Raw genomic sequence first — 15,882 nt, forward strand, 5'->3', positions numbered from 1 at the left:
TCCTTACCTCCCCAGACGAATCCGCAAGCGTCCTTCCTGCAGAGCCAGTGCCTTCCAGGCATGGCTTTTCCGCAGAACGTAAGGCTTCTGACGCGGAGTCTCTTCGGTTTCCAGAAACTCCATGAGCGCAGCTACGATGGCAGCAACGACTTCTGGTTTCACGCCCACCCCAAGGTCACACCGGGAAATTGCCATGTTTTTTCCCCTTCCTCTCCTCCCGTTTCGACCAGAAAACCTCAAGTGCCCGGCCGATTTTGAGGCGCGTCAGGCGAGGATCGATGACCTGGTCGACATACCCCCGCTTTGCGGCCTGATAGGGATTGTAGAACTCCTGACGGTACGCTTCAAGCAGTCGCTCCCGTTCCCTTTCGGGGTCCAGAGCCCCCTCAATCTCCCGGCGAAAGATGATTTCCACCGCACCCTCTGCACCCATCACGGCAATTTCGGCAGTCGGCCAGGCGAAGACCATATCAGCCCCCAGGTCCCGGCTGCACATGGCAAGGTATGCCCCTCCATAGGCCTTACGGAGGATGACCGTGATTTTCGGGACCGTGGCCTCAGAATACGCGTAGAGCATCTTTGCTCCATGGCGGATAATTCCTCCAAACTCCTGGTTCGTTCCAGGCAGAAACCCCGGAACATCAACCAGCGTCACCAGGGGAATATTGAAGCAATCGCAGAAGCGAATGAACCGCGACGCCTTATCCGCCGAATCGATGTCAAGACACCCCGCCAGATGGTACGGCTGATTCGCCACAATCCCCACCACATGCCCTCCAATTCGGGCAAACCCCACGACGATGTTGCGGGCAAAGCTCTTGTGGACCTCGAAGAATTCCCCCTGATCCACGATGCAGCGGATGACCTCTTTCACGTCGTAGGGTTTGTTGGGATTGGTGGGGACAATCTCGAGCAGGCGTTCCTCCTGCCGTTCCAGGGGGTCACCGGTGTCCACAAAAGGGGGGTCTTCGGCGTTGTTTGAGGGGAGGAAAGAGAGGAGTCTCCGAACCTCCCGGAAACATTCCTCCTCGGTGCGGGCCGTAAAATGCGCAACACCGCTTCGTGTCGCGTGGGTCATGGCTCCACCGAGTTCCTCAGCCGAAACCTCTTCTCCCGTGGCCGCCTTCACCACCTGGGGACCGGTGACGAACATCCGGCTGATGCCCTCTACCATGAAGATGAAATCCATGAGTGCCGGGGAGTAGACCGCACCCCCTGCACAGGGACCAGCGATAACGGCAATCTGCGGGATAACGCCCGACGCCTGGGTATTCCGGAAGAAAATCTGCCCGTATCCTGAAAGGGAATCGATGCCCTCCTGAATCCTTGCACCCCCTGAATCGTTGATGCCCACAAGGGGGGCACCGACTTTCAGGGCCATGTCCATGATTTTACAGATTTTCTTGGCCTGCATCTCCCCCAGGGACCCACCCATGACGGTGAAATCCTGAGAGTACACAAAGACCACTCGACCGTCGATGGTCCCAAAGCCTGTGACCACTCCATCGGCGGGGAGTTTCCGCTCGGGCATACCGAACTTTTCCGCCCGGTGCTCCACGAAAAGGTCAACTTCCTCAAAACTCCCCTCATCAAGCAAAAGGGCAACTCGCTCTCGAGCGGTGAGCTTGCCGCTTTGATGCTGCTTTTCAACGGCCTTCTCCCCACCACCCAGAAGGAGAACGGCTTCCTTCTCCCTGAGCTCTCTGAGGAGCTCCTCCATAGTCTTGCGAGCCATACCTCTTTCGCCTCACAGGTTTTCGTATTTCCTACCAGATGCCATCCCAGATGTCAAGAGCGAGACGGCTGCCAGGAGGGAAAGAGCACACCCTCAACATCCACATGTACTGCCTGGAGCTCGACCCCTGTGAGGTACTCTACCCGCTCCCGGAGGTACTGCTGCAGGAAACGGCAGACCTCGGCCACCGATGAACCGTTCTGGAGCACACACGAAAGTTCCACCTCAAGACCCCGTTCCGTCCGGTGCAGATTGATGGCGGTAACCTTCTGCACCCAGGGAGTGTGCACAAGGCAGAGGAACACAAGGGTCCGCAGGGCAGCTTCGCTGACGATGAGCTTTCCAAGGTAACTGAAAGGTGGACGCACCACCGTTTTTTCCCGGGAGGTGTAGAACCAGCGCCACACACCCACAGGAAGGGCATCGGTGATGGCACTCCAGAGATTGCGCTTGACCTCCACCAGGGGCACGGGGATGGTGTGCTTCCCCTGAGATTCCCGGGCCACCAGAGCCATCTGAATCTCGTCAAGGGGCGCAAGGTGGAAAATATCCCAGACGACCTCAGGTTTCGGGAGCTCAAGGCGTTCGCAGATTTTCTCCACCATGGGGAGGGAAATGCCAAGAACCAGAATCTTCTCTGGGGCGAGCTCCTGCAGGGCCTTTTTGACCTCCTCCCGGTGGTTCGGGAAGTAAAAGACGGCAACCTTGGCCGCCCGGATTTTGCTGAGCTCGGCCTTTGCCGATCTCCCCGCAAGAATCCTCCCTGAAGCAATGAGCAACCCGTCGTCAATGATGCAGTCGATGCCGTGTTCCTTTGCCAGGTGAGGAGCCCGGTAGCTCTTCCCCGTTCCCGTTGGCCCGACAAGGGCATACACCTTCATAGACTCCGTTCCCTCTTGAGGAACGCCTCAATGAAGTCGTCAATTTCCCCGTCCATCACCCGCTCGATGTTCCCTGTCTCATGCCCCGTCCGGTGGTCCTTAACAAGCGTATAGGGATGGAACACATAGGTCCGGATCTGGTTCCCCCAGGCGATGTCCTTCCGCTCTCCCTTGAGCTCCTGGATTTTCTTCATCTGCTCCTGACGGTAGTACTCGTACAGACGGGCCCGGAGAATCCGCATGGCGACGGCTTTATTCTGGTGCTGGGAACGTTCGTTCTGACACTGGACCACAATACCCGTGGGGATATGGGTGATGCGAACGGCTGAATCGGTGACGTTCACGTGCTGCCCACCGTGACCGCTTGCTCTGAAGGTCTCAATCCGGAGATCCTGGGGGTTAATCTCCACCTTAACGTCCTCGCCGATTTCCGGAATGACGTCCACCAGGGCAAAGGTCGTGTGACGACGCCGGTTCGCATCAAAAGGAGAGATGCGAATCAGGCGGTGCACCCCATGTTCAGAACGGAGATACCCGTACGCGTACTCTCCCTGAACAAGGAAGGTCACGTGTTTCAGCCCTGCCTCTTCCCCTTCGAGGATATCGGTTACCCGGACATCGAAACCTTTACGCTCACAGAAGCGGAGGTACATCCGGAAGAGCATCTCCACCCAGTCCTGGGACTCCGTTCCTCCCGCACCCGAGTGAATGGTCACAATGGCATTACACCGGTCCTCCTCCCGGCGGAACAGGAGCCGAATGTCCAGGTCCTCCACAGCTTCGGAGAGCTTCCGGACCTCCTGCACAAGCTCCCGGTACTCCGGGTCTTCGGGAGCGACAAGGTGAACAAGCTCCTCCGCATCCTCCAGGCGTTTCTTGAGTTCCAGGTACTCCTCAAACACCTGCCGGTACTTCCGGTACTCTGTAAGGAGACGGCTTTGCTTTTCTTCGTCGCCCCAGAAATCCCCCCGGGACATCTCAAACTCTATGGCCTTGATTTTTTCCGGAACCTTCTCCTCCTCAAAGATACCCCCCGATTTCCTCGAGTTTCTTTCGGACGAGCGTAAGGTCCCCGGAGAGGTCAACCTGCATCGTTCTTCCTCCTTTCACTTTTTCCCACAGCAGTATTTGTACTTGAGCCCGCTCCCACAGGGGCAGGGGTCGTTCCGGCCCACTTTACGCTGCACCTTTTGAGGTTGTGGTACAGAGACTGGTCGGGGCTTCTCCGAAGCCTTCTGGAAAGAGGGCTTCCTTTCGGGAACCACCCGGACGTGGAAGAGATACCGTAAGGCGTCCTCCCGGATGGCAGCAACCATGTTCTGGAACATCTCAAAGGCCTCAAGCTGGTACTCCACAAAGGGGTCCTTCTGGCCCACTGCCCGGAGTCCAATACCCTCCCGAAGGTGGTCCATGTTGTGGAGGTGGTCCTTCCAGTGGTAATCCACAACCCGCAGGAGGACATAGCGCTCAATATCACGGAAGACCTCATCACCCACCTCCTGAACCCGGCGCTCATAGAGATGCACCAGATTCGTGTAGAGCTTCTCTCTGAGGTCTTTTGAAGTGAGCTTCAGGCGCTCCTCTTCGGAGGGATGGAATTCTACCCCGAAAAGGAGCCGCAGGCGCTGGTTCAACCCTTCGAGGTCCCATTCCTCCGGATACACCCGCTCATGAGCGTAAGCCTCAACAAGGTCATCAATGACCTTCTCCAGCATATCGTACACAAAGGGTCGGAGGTTCTCCTCAAAGAGCACCCGCCGTCTCTGGGCGTAGATGACCTCCCGCTGCTTGTTCATAACGTCGTCGTACTGGAGGAGGGTTTTGCGGATGCTGAAGTGGTGCCCTTCGACCCTTTTTTGAGCCGCCTCCACAAGACGGGTGACTAGAGGATGCTCGATGGGAACCCCTTCCTCCATTCCGAAGCGAGCCATGACAGAAGACAGGCGTTCCGGAACGAAAAGCCGCAAAAGGTCATCCTCAAGGGAAAGGAAAAACTGTGACGACCCTGGATCTCCTTGGCGCCCGGCACGGCCCCGAAGCTGGTTGTCGATGCGACGGCTCTCGTGGCGTTCCGTACCAATGACGTGCAATCCTCCCAGGGCTTTCACTTCCTCAGCTTCCCTGTCGGTTTCTGTCTTGAAGCGCGCGTAGAGCTCGCGGTAGACCTCTCTCGCATGGTGCATCTCAGGATCATCGGCAGGAATGCCAAGACTCAGGCGGAGAATAACGTGTTCCGGAAAGCCCATCTCCCGCATCTTCCGCTTGGCAAGGAAATCCGGGTTGCCCCCAAGGAGGATATCCGTTCCCCTCCCGGCCATGTTCGTCGAGATGGTGACCGCCCCCTTGCGGCCTGCCTGAGCGATGATCTCTGCTTCCCGCTCGTGGTGCTTGGCATTCAGCACCTCGTGGGGGATACCTCGCTTTTTCAGCATGTCGCTCAGACGTTCTGACTTCTCAATGGAGGTCGTCCCCACAAGGACTGGCCGTCCCAAAGCGTGCAGGCGTTCAATCTCCTGGACCACAGCCTCAAACTTCTCTCGCTCTGTACGGTAGATGACATCAGGAAGCGTCACCCGGCGAAGGGGTTTATTCGTGGGAATCACCACCACCGGCATCCCATAGGTGTAGATGAACTCTTCTTCTTCCGTTTTCGCCGTTCCGGTCATGCCACAGATTTTCTCGTACATCCGGAAGTAATTCTGGTAAGTGATGGAGGCCAGGGTCTGGTTTTCGCTCGCTACCTGCAACCCCTCTTTTGCCTCAATGGCCTGGTGGAGACCGTCGCTGTAACGCCTTCCGTACATGAGGCGACCGGTAAACTCATCCACGATGATGACCTGGCCGTCCTTCACGACATAATCCACATCCCTTTTGTACAGGTAGTGCGCCCTGAGGGCCTGCCGCACGAGGTGCTCCAGGGTTCCCTTTCCCGTCTCCTCATAGAGATTCGCCACATGGAGGAGCTTCTCGATTTTGGCGATGCCTTTCTCCGTCAGCCACACCGAGCGGGTTTTTTCCTCGAAGTCGAAATCCTCTTTGGGGGTGAGCTTCCGGACCACCCGGTCGATCTTGTAGTAGATTTCGGTATTTTCCTCTGCCGGACCGGAGATGATGAGGGGCGTCCGGGCCTCGTCAATGAGGATGGAGTCCACCTCGTCAATGATGGCGTAATGGAGTTCCCGCTGGACCACGTCTTCTCTGCGCAGCGCCATGTTATCCCTGAGGTAGTCAAAGCCAAACTCGACGTTCGTCCCGTAGGTGATATCGCACCGGTACGCCCTCTTCCGCTCCTCAGGTGTTGACTCATGCTGAATGAGCCCCACGGAAAGACCCAGGAATTCAAAAATCGGCCCCATCCAGTACCGGTCGCGTTTGGCAAGGTAGTCGTTCACCGTGACGATATGGACACCCCGTCCGGTGAGGGCATTGAGGTAGGCAGGCATGGTGGCCACCAGGGTTTTCCCCTCTCCAGTTTGCATCTCGGCGATCTTCCCCTGGTGGAGCACAACCGCCCCCATGATCTGCACGTCAAAGGGGCGCATACCGACGACCCTGCGAGCCACCTCCCGCACCACGGCAAAGGCCTCGATGAGAAGGTCATCGAGGGTCTCGCCCCGGGCAAGGCGCTCTTTGAACTCTTCGGTTTTCCGGGAAAGCTCCTGGTCCGAAAGCACACGTACCTTTTCCTCCAGAGCGTTAATGGGCTCGACGAACTTCTTCTGGAGCTCCCGGATGATGCGCTCCTGGGCCTTCTTCGCCCATACCTCTTTCAAGAGAGAAAGCATACGGTTTCCTCCTCAGGAATTGCCCAGAGGGCAGTTACCATTATAACACAGAGAGGTATCGCCAAGGCGCAGAGGGAGTTCCAGAAGGACCGGCGGGGGAGGGCCCCGCCAGTCTCAGCGAAGGACACACACCGAGCGGGGTTCGGCAAGGAGAAGGGTCAGGCTCTCCGAGACGGAGAAGAGGTACCCCTCCTTATCCGGGCCGATGAACCCAACCTCAAGGTCCTGACCAAGGAGAATTCGGGCGTAGACCGGGTTCACCGCAAGGAGCACCCCTCCTTCTTTCAGGTATGGCGCTTTAACCACCCGGTCACCCACAATGGTCCTTATGTGGTCAAGCTCAATCTGTGCCGTTTCGGGGTAACGGCGAAGGAGGAGATTGTACCGTCCTGGAGAAAGCGCCAGGGCAAAGGGCCCGTGGAATCCTTCCCCATCAAGAAGGGAAACGGCCCGAATGAGGTCCTCAGCCGCTTTTCCCGGCTCGTCCCAGGGAGAGAGCGAACTCTCGAGAACCCCGGAAGCCGTGCAGAGACCCCTACAGTCCCCGAATCCTTCAAAAATCAACCGTTCTTCAAGATAAGCAATTTTCCTCACTGCCTCCACAAGCGGCGCAAGGTCCAGGGTCACACCGTTTCGCTCAAACTGGGCGATGTCGAGTTTTCTTAAGGAGAACGTCTGCTCGAGCGCCACAAGCGGCTGTCCCCCGGCAACAAGAACCCCCTCTTCAAGCGGCTTCGTCCCAAAGGGGACAAAGGCAAACCCCAGACCAAAAGGACCTTCAAGGGGGAGAATTCTTCGCCCCGAGAGCTCCGACTTTGCCACAGAAATGGCGGTTTTCTCAAGCAGCTCCCAGAAGGCCTGCCCAAAGGGCGCATCCTCTCGACCAAGGTACGAACCGCTCACTGTTCTCCCTCCTCTCGCAGGGACCCCAGGGTCGGGGTACTCTGGCCGAATGAACGAGCAAGGTCATCGACTTCCTTTGCTCCCTGCGCCAGGAAATCTGCCTCGTCTCCCGTGAGAATCTCAAGGAGCCGCAGGAATTCCCCCGCATGGACCCGTTCCTCGTTGGCAATATCGATGAGGACCTTCTTGGCCAGAGGATGGTCGGTAGCTTCAGCATGCGCCATGTAGAGATGTACAGCCTCTTCCTCAGCCGCGAGATTCAGACGAATGGCGCGGATGAGCTCCTCTTTCGTCATCTTCCGACCGGGCACCATACCACTGAAGGGGTTCACGAACTCCGGCAACGGTACCACCTCCTGTGAGGTTTTTAGAGTACAACCATGGTCTGTGACCACTTTATTCCAGGTTCTGTGTGGCCTCTCCTTTGTGACACGCGCTCTCTAAAGTGTGGGAGGCGAGATACTCCCGAAAGCGATGGGCAAACTCTCCAAGAAGCCCGCCGAAAATGCACCCCCCGAAAGGACACTCCTGTTCTCCGAGGAGGCAGATTCGCTCAGAAACCGGCCCCTCAATGGCCTCATAGACTTCAAGGAGGGTGATGCGCTCTGGGGGACGGGAAAGCGTGAAACCCCCTCGAGGCCCACGGGTGGACACCACAAGTTGTGCTTTGCGCAGGCGCTGGAAAACCTTCGCCAGATGGTGAAAGGAGGCACCTGTCTTTTCAGCCATCTCTTTCACCGTGAGGGGAGTGCGGCTTTTACTCAAAAGCACCATGCTGTGCAGTGCTAAAGACACGGCCTCACTGAACTGAGGAAAAGGCGACACAACCTCACTCCTTCAAGAGAAGGATACTCAACGCTCCATTACTATATCACAGAACTCGCAGGATGAAACACTTCAGGTACCGGGATTCAGGATACCCCACAAGGACAGGATGGTCCTGAGCCTGTCCCCGCCGCTCAAGAATCTGCAGGCGCCTCCCGGCGTCCTGGCTTGCCTCTTGGAGCACTTCAAGGAAAAGTTCCTCAGAAAAATGGTATGAGCAGGAACAGGTGACGAGAATTCCTGAAGGGACAAGGAGCTTCATGGCCAGGAGATTGATGTCCTTGTACCCCCGAAGCGCCCCCTCAAGGGCTTCCTTCCCCTTGACGAAGGCAGGAGGATCGAGAACCACAAGGTCAAAGCGCTCGCCTTTTTTGAGGAGTTCCCGCAGGGCCTCGAAGACATCGGCAACCTCAAACCGGACCCGATCCTCCAGCCGGTTCAGGCGAGCGTTTTCCCGGGCAAGGGCTACAGCGCTTTCAGAGATGTCAAGCCCCAGGACCTCTTTCGCCCCAAAAGCCGCCGCATGGATGGCAAACCCCCCGGTATACGAGAAACAATCAAGAACCCGTGCCCCCTGGACGTAGCGGCGAAGGCTCAGGCGGTTCTCCCGCTGATCCAGGAAGTACCCCGTCTTCTGACCCCGAGCAACGTCTACGAAAAAGGCAAGATTGTTCTCCTTGATGACCACCTCTGGACTCCCACCCGGGAGAATCCACCCCACACACTCCTCAAGGCCCTCTTTCTTGCGGACCTCCACATCGCTCCGCTCGTAAATCCCCCCAGGATGTAGGAGATCCTCAAGCACCTCCACGATGTCTCCTCTTCTCCTCTCCATCCCAAGAGTAAGAAACTGCACCACAAGTAGAGAAGCAAACCGGTCCACAATGAGCCCGGGGAGGAGGTCCGCCTCGGCAAAAACCACACGAAAGGCATTGGTTGTTGCTTCTCGAAAAAGCTTCAGGCGAAGCTCGAGAGCCTGCTGTATCCGGCGGAGGAAAAAGTCCCGGTCGATGCGCTCTTTGGGGTTTTGGGTCAGCACCCGAACAGCGATGACCGAATTCGGGTTGTAATACCCCAGGGCAAGGGGTTTCCCGCGGTGATTCTCTAAAAGCACGACATCCCCGGGGTCTGCCGGACCCCGCAGAACCTCAACGTCCGTACGGTACACCCAGGGATGGCCCAGAAGCACCCGCTTTTCTTTTCCTTTCTTGAGACGGACCCGGGCGTATTCCGTCACGCACCCATTTTTGTCCGCAAGAACGCCCCGAGTTCTCTATCCACCTTCAGAATGTGGTTCACCCACCAGTCCACCACCGTTTTATTCACCTGAGTAACGAGAGCAACACCCACGTTTCTTTCAGCCTCTTTTTGAAGTCCCAGGAAAGCTTCGGTAAAACCTTCGTGGAGCTTCCTGTGAGCAGCAAATCCTGGATACCCGTACTGCACCATGAGCTTTTCCTCGGTAGCAAAGTGGGTCCTCACGTATTCTCCAAGGAAGGCCAGAGTCTCCCGAACAGCCTCCTTTCCCTTTCCTTCCTGACAGGCTTCAAGGAGGCGATTGGTCCGGGCAAAGAGCTCCTTATGCTGCTCATCAATCACCGCCACACCCACCGAGAACGTATCCGACCACACAAGCGCCACAGAGCACACCCCCTATCCTGCGAACCGGACGATTTCCTGACGAAAAGCCGCATACTCCAGGGCTGATTGCTCCTGAACCTCCCTGCAGGAAGCACGAATCTCGTCAAAGTGGTCCAGAAGCATCGCCACGATATCGGTATCCAGACCTCCCGAAGCCGCCATATCTTCGAGGATTTCCCGAACACGCTGGGGCCTCAGGGCCGGCCGGTAAGGACGGTCTTCGGACAACGCCGTAAAGACGTCGGCAACAGCCATAACCCTCGACTCAAAGAGGAGTTCTTCCTTTGTTCTTCCAAAAGGATACCCCCGACCATTGCACCGTTCGTGGTGCTCTGAAGCCCACAAAGCAATGTCCTTCAGGTTTTGAATCCAGGAAAGAGCCGCAAAAGTGTAGTAGGCGTGGGATTTCATGATGCGCATTTCCTTTTCAGTCAGTGGCCCAGGTTTTTCGAGAATTTCTACCGGTATGGCTATTTTCCCCAGGTCATGGAGAAGCCCTGCCGCAAAAAGCAGCTCATGCTTTCCTCGTGGGAGTCCGGTGAGTTCCCCAAGCCTGCGAGCTACATATGCCACCCCGGCGGAATGGGTAGCCGTAAATGCGCTCCGGAAATCGATAAGGTGAGCAATGATCCGGCAAAAGCGGAGGAAATCCTCTGTATTCAGGCACAATTTCCCCGGAGGAACAAGGTCATGCACGATGCGGCGAAGGTGGGACGAAGCAAGGTCAAGCCACACGTAATCCCTGGAGAGAAGTTTCCGGAAAGCCTCGAAAATCTCTGGATGGAAGAGACGGGGGACAAAGGACCGGAGGAAAGGTTCCTTCTCCCAGATTTCCCCCAGAGGGTCCTCCCGAAAGGAACACACAATACTCACCCGGTCAGCAAAGTGCACCACATGGCTTTCGAAAGGAACACCCCTGCCACGGCCTTCTTCCCAGGGAACGTGGTGGAAACGGATAACTTCTGCAAGTGACACAAACGGGTCAAAATCTCTAAGAAGGGTATAGGCCACAAAGGCGTGGCGATGGGGGTTGTGGAATTCAAAGTGAAGCGCATCCAGACGTTCCTGATAAGAGAACGCCCCGATATCGTGCAAAAGACCCCCGAGGAGGAGATTCCAGAGGGACCGTTCCGAAAGCCTCAGAACTTCTCCGAGGCGAAAGGCAAGATAGGCAACCTTCAGGTGGTGCTCGAAAAGCCGATGGTCCACAAAATCAGCCATCTCAGCAAGGCAGAGCACGAAGCCAAGGAGAGGGATACCGTGACAGGAACCCCTGTTTCCCTGCACCAGATAGGTAACCTTCCGATCCTCCATGACAGGCAACATGTCCTGTTATTTTGGAGGAAATATACCACAACTCTCCCGGTTTGTCACCCACTCCCGGGTTTGTGCTACAATGGAAGCAAAAAGGAGAAAAAAGGAACCATGTTAGAAACCATTCCTGAACGTCTGGAGAAGATGAGCAGAGACTACCGGGGGAAAGTTGCCATTTCCTTCCGGGGGACACGGATACTGTACCGGGACCTCCCTGGAATCATCGCCCAGGAAGTAGCGGCTATGCAACAGGCTGGAATACGGCCCGGGACAAGGGTGGTCACGGCCATCGGGAACAGCTGGCATGCCCTTCGATTCTACCTTGCCGCGCTTACTCTTGGCGTCATTCCCATTCCCCTCTCTCCCCGTACCCCGGAGGACATGCAGGTGAACATCCTCCATGCCGCCTCGGCGCAGTTCCTCCTCCGTGAAACTCCCCTCAAAGACCAGGACGTTCCCTGCGCCATCCTGAGAGAGAACGGAGAAATTTCCTACCCCTCGACCTTCCTCCCCTCTTCCATACCCCTTCCAGAGTTCGAAAGCCCTGTGGCAGCCCTCTTCTGCACCTCGGGAACCACGGGAATGCCAAAACTCGTCATGCTCACTCACCGGAACATCCTCTCCGACATCGATAGTTGCTTCGACCTCGTCGATATCTCCCCTGAAGACCGGATGCTTGGGGTTTTGCCCATGTTCCACGTCTTTGGGTTCTCCATCGCCTATCTCCTCCCCCTCATGAAGGGCATGACGCTCACCATTGTCCCCTCCCTGTATCCCCTTGAAGAGCTCATCGCCGCCCTGCGGGAGGACCAGTCCACTGTCTTCCTCGGCGTTCCGGCAATGTTCTCCATTCTCACCGGCGCCCGGAGAAAGACCTCCTTCGATCTTTACCCCCTGCGGCTTCTCATCTGCGGGGGCGATGCGCTGCCCTCAAGGGTGCGGGAGGCCTTTGAGGAGGCCTTTGGGCTCCGCATCATTGAAGGATATGGCATTACCGAAGCTTCTCCGGTGGTAGCCGTGAATCCCTCTCCTGAGGTGCGTGTCCCCGGTTCTGCAGGACCGGTCATCAGTGCCATACGCCTGCGAATCGTCAACGACGCAGGAGAAGACCTGAGGACGAACGAGGTTGGGGAAATCCTCCTTGCCGGAGACCCTATCTCCCCCGGGTACTTCGCCAACCCCGAAGAGAACGCCCGGGCCTTTCGGGAGGGATGGTTCTGCACAGGGGATCTGGGGAGAATGGATGAGCGGGGAATTCTCTATATCGAAGGGCGAAAGAAGGAAGTCATCATCGTCTCCGGTTTCAACGTGTACCCTCAAGAAGTCGAGGAGGTCCTCCTTGGCTTTCCCGGAGTGGCACAGGCCGCAGTGGTAGGCGTCAAGAGAGAGCTCCGGGGAGAGATGGTGAAAGCTTACATCGTGCCCCAGGAAGGAGTCTCCCTCAGACCTCGGGAAATCGTGGATTTCTGTCGGAAACACCTTCCCCCTCACAAGGTGCCACGTCTTGTGGAAATCGTCCCCGGACTCCCCCAGACGGTCACTGGAAAGGTGATGAAGTACCTCCTTACCCAGGCCACTTCGGAGAAGGAGTACGAAGCATGAAGCTCTTTGCGCTTTTTGGAGCTTTGTGTTTTCTCTGTGCCTCCCAGGCTCTCGCCCTCTCTCCCGGAGAAGACCTCATCAACCGCTCTATTGAAGTCCTCTACGAACTCTCCCGTTCCCTTGATCGTCGGGTTCTCCTGCCCCTTTTTGAGAACGCTCAGAGCATTGCGATTTTCCCTGGAGTGAAACGAGCTGGATTCTTTGTGGGCATCGCTCGGGGTGAAGGGGTGGTCTTTGCGCGGGGCGAGGACCGAAAAACCTTCTTTGGACCAGCATTCTACACCCTTCAGGGGGTAAACCTTGGGATTCAGGTGGGCATCCAGTCTCAGGACATCATCCTTTTCATCATGCGCCGGGCAGCTCTGGAGGCGCTATCTCGGGGGTACGTGGTCCTTGGAGGGAATCTCTCCGTCACCCTGGGACCAGCGGGACGGGGGGTTTCCGTTGCTCTGGACCCTGAGCTCTCCTCACCCTGCTACGCCTATGCCCTTTCCCGGGGGGCGTTCCTCGGGGTTGCCCTTGAAGGGACAAAGCTTTCCGAAAACCCAGAGCTCAACGAGAAGTTCTGGGGACGAGAGGTCAAGGCAGCAACCATCCTCTCCCAGTTTTTGCCTCCTGACTTTGCCTCACGGAACCTGGAACGGTTCCTGAGAGACCTCGCTGAAGGAGGTGAAAACTCCTGATCCGCATCTTGTGGTCGCTCATTGTTTTGGTATTCCTTGTGGCGCTCTTTACCATCCTCTTCCATACCCTTCCCTTTTTCCTCCCCTTTTTCCTGGGAAGCCTGGCGTTTCTTTTCCTCTTCCTCCTCGGCATCCTCCTCTTCGGCTGGGCGCTGCTTGTGGTGTTCCCCTTTGTCCTTGCTGGACTCACACTCTGGGCAATTCTCTGGGCGTTCGTCCTCTGAAATGCGCACTCTGGGGTACTTCTGCCGCTATGTCCCTCAGGAGCTCCTTGAAGCCTGTGGTTTCAAGGCCGTATTCTTCAAACCGGATTTCTCAAGCCCCCAGTTCTCCTCCCTTCCTGTTCCCTTCTGTGCGCTCTGCAAGACCTTCATCAGCTGGGCCCTGAACCACAGGGAGCTCTCAGGGTTTGTTGTCCCCCTCACATGTGACGCCTCCCGGAGAACCTATGAAATCCTCAGGGCCCTTTCCGTTCCGGTCTTTCCCCTTGACGTTCCCGCCCTGCCTGGAGAAATCGCCTTGAGATGGCTGACCGAAAACCTGAATGAGCTTGCCCGAGAACTCCTGGCACGGAGTGGCCGCTCCTTTTCAGAATTCACTGCGTCTTTAAGGCAGACCCTGGAGGAAACGCTCAGACAGCGGGAAGCGTTCTTTAGGGAATGGGAAGAGCGCCGTGGAGCGTCGAACCGTATTCCTCTTCTGCTTTCGGGCTCGCATTTCGCCTACGCGCTTTTGCCCCTTCTTGAGGAGAAAGGGTTCCTGGTTTTCCCGGATCTTCCCGAAAACCGGTTTCTTCTTGGCGAAGAACCTCTGCTCCTTACTGCATCTCCTCTTGAAGACCTGACACGCCTCCTCCTCCACCGCCTTCCCTGCCCGTGGTTCTCCGGTTCCGCGCGGAGGATAGCGCTCAAAAAACTCTGTGACACCCTTGGCCTTCGCGGAGTGGTGATAGTTTTCTCCAAGTTTTGCGACTTTCAACTCTACGAAATCGGGCTTCTCAGGCGAAGTTTTGGTCTTCCTGTGCTTTGCCTTGAACACGACACCACTTCGTCCTTCCCTCAGTGGGAAACGCGACTTGATGCCTTCCGGGAGATGATTCTCTGTGGATGACATTTCCCCAGCGCTTCTGCGGATTCTCCGCTTCCTTCTTGAGCGGAGAACGCTCTTCCGGTGCCTTGGAGCGTATGAGTGGTGGCTTCGCCGGAAACACCCTAACCCAACGCTTCCGCAATTCTCCTATCAGGTGACCATTCACACCATCCGCAACCTCTATGGAAGACGAGGAAAAATCGCCTGGGCCAGTCTCTTCTTCCCTTCGGAATTCCTCCACGCCGCCCACTTCATCCCCTTCTACCCCGAAATCGCCACTGGACTCGTCGCTGCCCTGCATTTTGTCCAGCTTCCTCTTGCTGCAGCCGAGAAGGCCTGGTTCTCCCAGGACCTCTGTAGCTACCACCGGGGAGGTATCGGCATGAGCCTGCTCCGGTTCTTTCCCCGACCGGATTTCCTCTTTGCCACTTCGAGCATCTGCCACGGGACGGTGGGGTTCTTTGAGGTCCTCCGGGAAATCTGGAACGTCCCCCTCTTCCTCGTTGATGTCCCGAAGCGGTGGACCCAGGACGCGGAAAGGTACGTTGCCGAACAGCTCACCAATATTGCCAGACGTCTGGAAAGGGAATGGCACGTCCGCTTTGCGTGGGACAAACCTTTCTTGCTCTCTAACAGAACCCGGGAGATTCTCCTTGAGGTAGAGGCACTGCGCCAGCGGAAAGACCGGATGCTCCTTCCTCCAACCAAAAACCTCGATTACCTCCCATACTACTACGAATTCCTGGGTGAGGAGACATCACTCCGCTTTGCCGAGCGCCTGAAGGAGGAACTCTCAAAACCATCGAAAACCCTGCCACATCGCCTCGTCTGGCTCCACCTCAAACCCTTCTACTCGGGCGAACTCCCGGCCCTTCTTGAAAAGCTTGGCCTTGGGGTGGTGTACGAGGAGTTCACGACACCCTTCCCCGAGGAACTCTCTGCCGCTTCGCCCCTGAAGTCCCTGGCGCGGAAGATTCTCTGGGCCAGCGAAACCCTGGCCACTTCCCAGGGACGCATACCGGGAATTCTCGAGGCGCTGAAACGGTACGATGCCGAAGGAGCCATCCAGTTCACCCAGTGGGGGTGTCGCCAGAGTCAGGGAATGGTTGTGCTTCTTCGGGAAAAACTCCTTGAAGCAGGGTATCCGGTACTTCTCCTTGACGGTGACCACCTCGACCGGCGACACAACGCCCCGGAACAACTTCGTACACGTCTTGAGGCTTTCGTTGAGGTACTCGAAGGAAGAGGGGGCTTCTCATCCTCAAGAATGAGAGGAAGAAGCTTCTGTTCCTGGGGTCCTCAGGGAGCAACGTCTGACCAAGCATCCGTTGAACTCTGGACCCAGAGTCAGCTCATGGAACGATGGGGAACCGAAAGATGAAATATCCACGTGATCCTTGGCACTATCTCCAGCCTAAAGATAC

16 protein-coding genes are annotated in these 15,882 nt (G+C 56.8%); 5 read left to right on the forward strand and 11 right to left on the reverse strand.

What is annotated here, in order from left to right; genetic code table 11:
- Positions 1 to 3 precede the first annotated feature (3 nt).
- The 11 genes from ACPT9Q_RS02355 to ACPT9Q_RS02405 all read right to left on the reverse strand — a co-directional run bounded on the left by ACPT9Q_RS02355 (position 4) and on the right by ACPT9Q_RS02405 (position 11,084).
- Positions 4 to 195 carry a hypothetical protein gene (locus ACPT9Q_RS02355; protein ID WP_017872647.1) on the reverse strand — a complete coding sequence of 64 codons (192 nt, stop codon included), beginning with the start codon at positions 193 to 195 and terminating at the stop codon, positions 4 to 6.
- Positions 176 to 1,735 (reverse strand): acyl-CoA carboxylase subunit beta, encoded by a 1,560-nt coding sequence (locus tag ACPT9Q_RS02360; RefSeq protein ID WP_427366146.1) that lies wholly within the window; start codon positions 1,733 to 1,735, stop codon positions 176 to 178. Before ACPT9Q_RS02360 ends, ACPT9Q_RS02355 begins: the two co-directional genes overlap by 20 nt.
- 53 nt (positions 1,736 to 1,788) lie before the next feature.
- Positions 1,789 to 2,616 carry an Asp23/Gls24 family envelope stress response protein gene (locus tag ACPT9Q_RS02365; protein WP_017872646.1) on the reverse strand — a complete coding sequence of 276 codons (828 nt, stop codon included), beginning with the start codon at positions 2,614 to 2,616 and terminating at the stop codon, positions 1,789 to 1,791.
- A protein-coding gene (prfB, locus tag ACPT9Q_RS02370) for a peptide chain release factor 2 (protein ID WP_427366149.1) occupies positions 2,613 to 3,708 on the reverse strand; the annotation gives its coding sequence in 2 pieces (ribosomal slippage) (positions 2,613 to 3,638 and positions 3,640 to 3,708; 1,095 coding nt in all). The genes ACPT9Q_RS02365 and prfB overlap by 4 nt, the downstream gene beginning before the upstream one ends.
- A 14-nt stretch (positions 3,709 to 3,722) precedes the next feature.
- Positions 3,723 to 6,401, reverse strand: coding sequence for a preprotein translocase subunit SecA (gene secA / locus ACPT9Q_RS02375; RefSeq protein ID WP_427366150.1), 2,679 nt, complete (start codon positions 6,399 to 6,401; stop codon positions 3,723 to 3,725).
- A gap of 114 nt (positions 6,402 to 6,515) precedes the next feature.
- Positions 6,516 to 7,304 carry a family 1 encapsulin nanocompartment shell protein gene (locus ACPT9Q_RS02380; RefSeq protein WP_017872644.1) on the reverse strand — a complete coding sequence of 263 codons (789 nt, stop codon included), beginning with the start codon at positions 7,302 to 7,304 and terminating at the stop codon, positions 6,516 to 6,518.
- Positions 7,301 to 7,648 (reverse strand): ferritin family protein, encoded by a 348-nt coding sequence (locus ACPT9Q_RS02385; protein ID WP_427366151.1) that lies wholly within the window; start codon positions 7,646 to 7,648, stop codon positions 7,301 to 7,303. Before ACPT9Q_RS02385 ends, ACPT9Q_RS02380 begins: the two co-directional genes overlap by 4 nt.
- A gap of 52 nt (positions 7,649 to 7,700) precedes the next feature.
- Positions 7,701 to 8,129, reverse strand: coding sequence for an RrF2 family transcriptional regulator (locus ACPT9Q_RS02390; RefSeq protein WP_427366152.1), 429 nt, complete (start codon positions 8,127 to 8,129; stop codon positions 7,701 to 7,703).
- A gap of 46 nt (positions 8,130 to 8,175) precedes the next feature.
- Positions 8,176 to 9,366, reverse strand: a complete 1,191-nt coding sequence (locus ACPT9Q_RS02395) for a class I SAM-dependent rRNA methyltransferase (protein WP_427366154.1) — start codon at positions 9,364 to 9,366, stop codon at positions 8,176 to 8,178.
- On the reverse strand, positions 9,363 to 9,770 hold the full coding sequence (locus ACPT9Q_RS02400) for a bacteriohemerythrin (protein WP_017872640.1): 408 nt from the start codon (positions 9,768 to 9,770) through the stop codon (positions 9,363 to 9,365). The genes ACPT9Q_RS02395 and ACPT9Q_RS02400 overlap by 4 nt, the downstream gene beginning before the upstream one ends.
- Before the next feature lie 12 nt (positions 9,771 to 9,782).
- Complete coding sequence (locus ACPT9Q_RS02405; RefSeq protein WP_427366156.1) at positions 9,783 to 11,084, reverse strand: HD domain-containing phosphohydrolase; 1,302 nt, start codon at positions 11,082 to 11,084, stop codon at positions 9,783 to 9,785.
- A gap of 111 nt (positions 11,085 to 11,195) precedes the next feature.
- Between ACPT9Q_RS02405 and ACPT9Q_RS02410 the strand changes: the two genes are divergently transcribed.
- From ACPT9Q_RS02410 to ACPT9Q_RS02430, 5 genes are read left to right on the forward strand one after another with little or no spacing between them, the layout of a single operon-like run.
- Positions 11,196 to 12,686, forward strand: coding sequence for a class I adenylate-forming enzyme family protein (locus ACPT9Q_RS02410; RefSeq protein ID WP_427366157.1), 1,491 nt, complete (start codon positions 11,196 to 11,198; stop codon positions 12,684 to 12,686).
- Positions 12,683 to 13,369, forward strand: coding sequence for a lipid-binding SYLF domain-containing protein (locus ACPT9Q_RS02415; RefSeq protein ID WP_427366159.1), 687 nt, complete (start codon positions 12,683 to 12,685; stop codon positions 13,367 to 13,369). The genes ACPT9Q_RS02410 and ACPT9Q_RS02415 overlap by 4 nt, the downstream gene beginning before the upstream one ends.
- 8 nt (positions 13,370 to 13,377) lie before the next feature.
- Positions 13,378 to 13,593, forward strand: a complete 216-nt coding sequence (locus tag ACPT9Q_RS02420; RefSeq protein WP_427366160.1) for a hypothetical protein — start codon at positions 13,378 to 13,380, stop codon at positions 13,591 to 13,593.
- 1 nt (position 13,594) lies between these two features.
- Positions 13,595 to 14,479 (forward strand): 2-hydroxyacyl-CoA dehydratase family protein, encoded by an 885-nt coding sequence (locus ACPT9Q_RS02425; RefSeq protein WP_427366161.1) that lies wholly within the window; start codon positions 13,595 to 13,597, stop codon positions 14,477 to 14,479.
- On the forward strand, positions 14,472 to 15,839 hold the full coding sequence (locus ACPT9Q_RS02430; RefSeq protein WP_427366162.1) for a 2-hydroxyacyl-CoA dehydratase subunit D: 1,368 nt from the start codon (positions 14,472 to 14,474) through the stop codon (positions 15,837 to 15,839). Before ACPT9Q_RS02425 ends, ACPT9Q_RS02430 begins: the two co-directional genes overlap by 8 nt.
- The last annotated feature ends 43 nt before the right edge of the window (positions 15,840 to 15,882 follow it).

The sequence above is a fragment of the Candidatus Caldatribacterium saccharofermentans genome, assembly GCF_050267035.1.
Classification (GTDB): domain Bacteria; phylum Atribacterota; class Atribacteria; order Atribacterales; family Caldatribacteriaceae; genus Caldatribacterium; species Caldatribacterium saccharofermentans.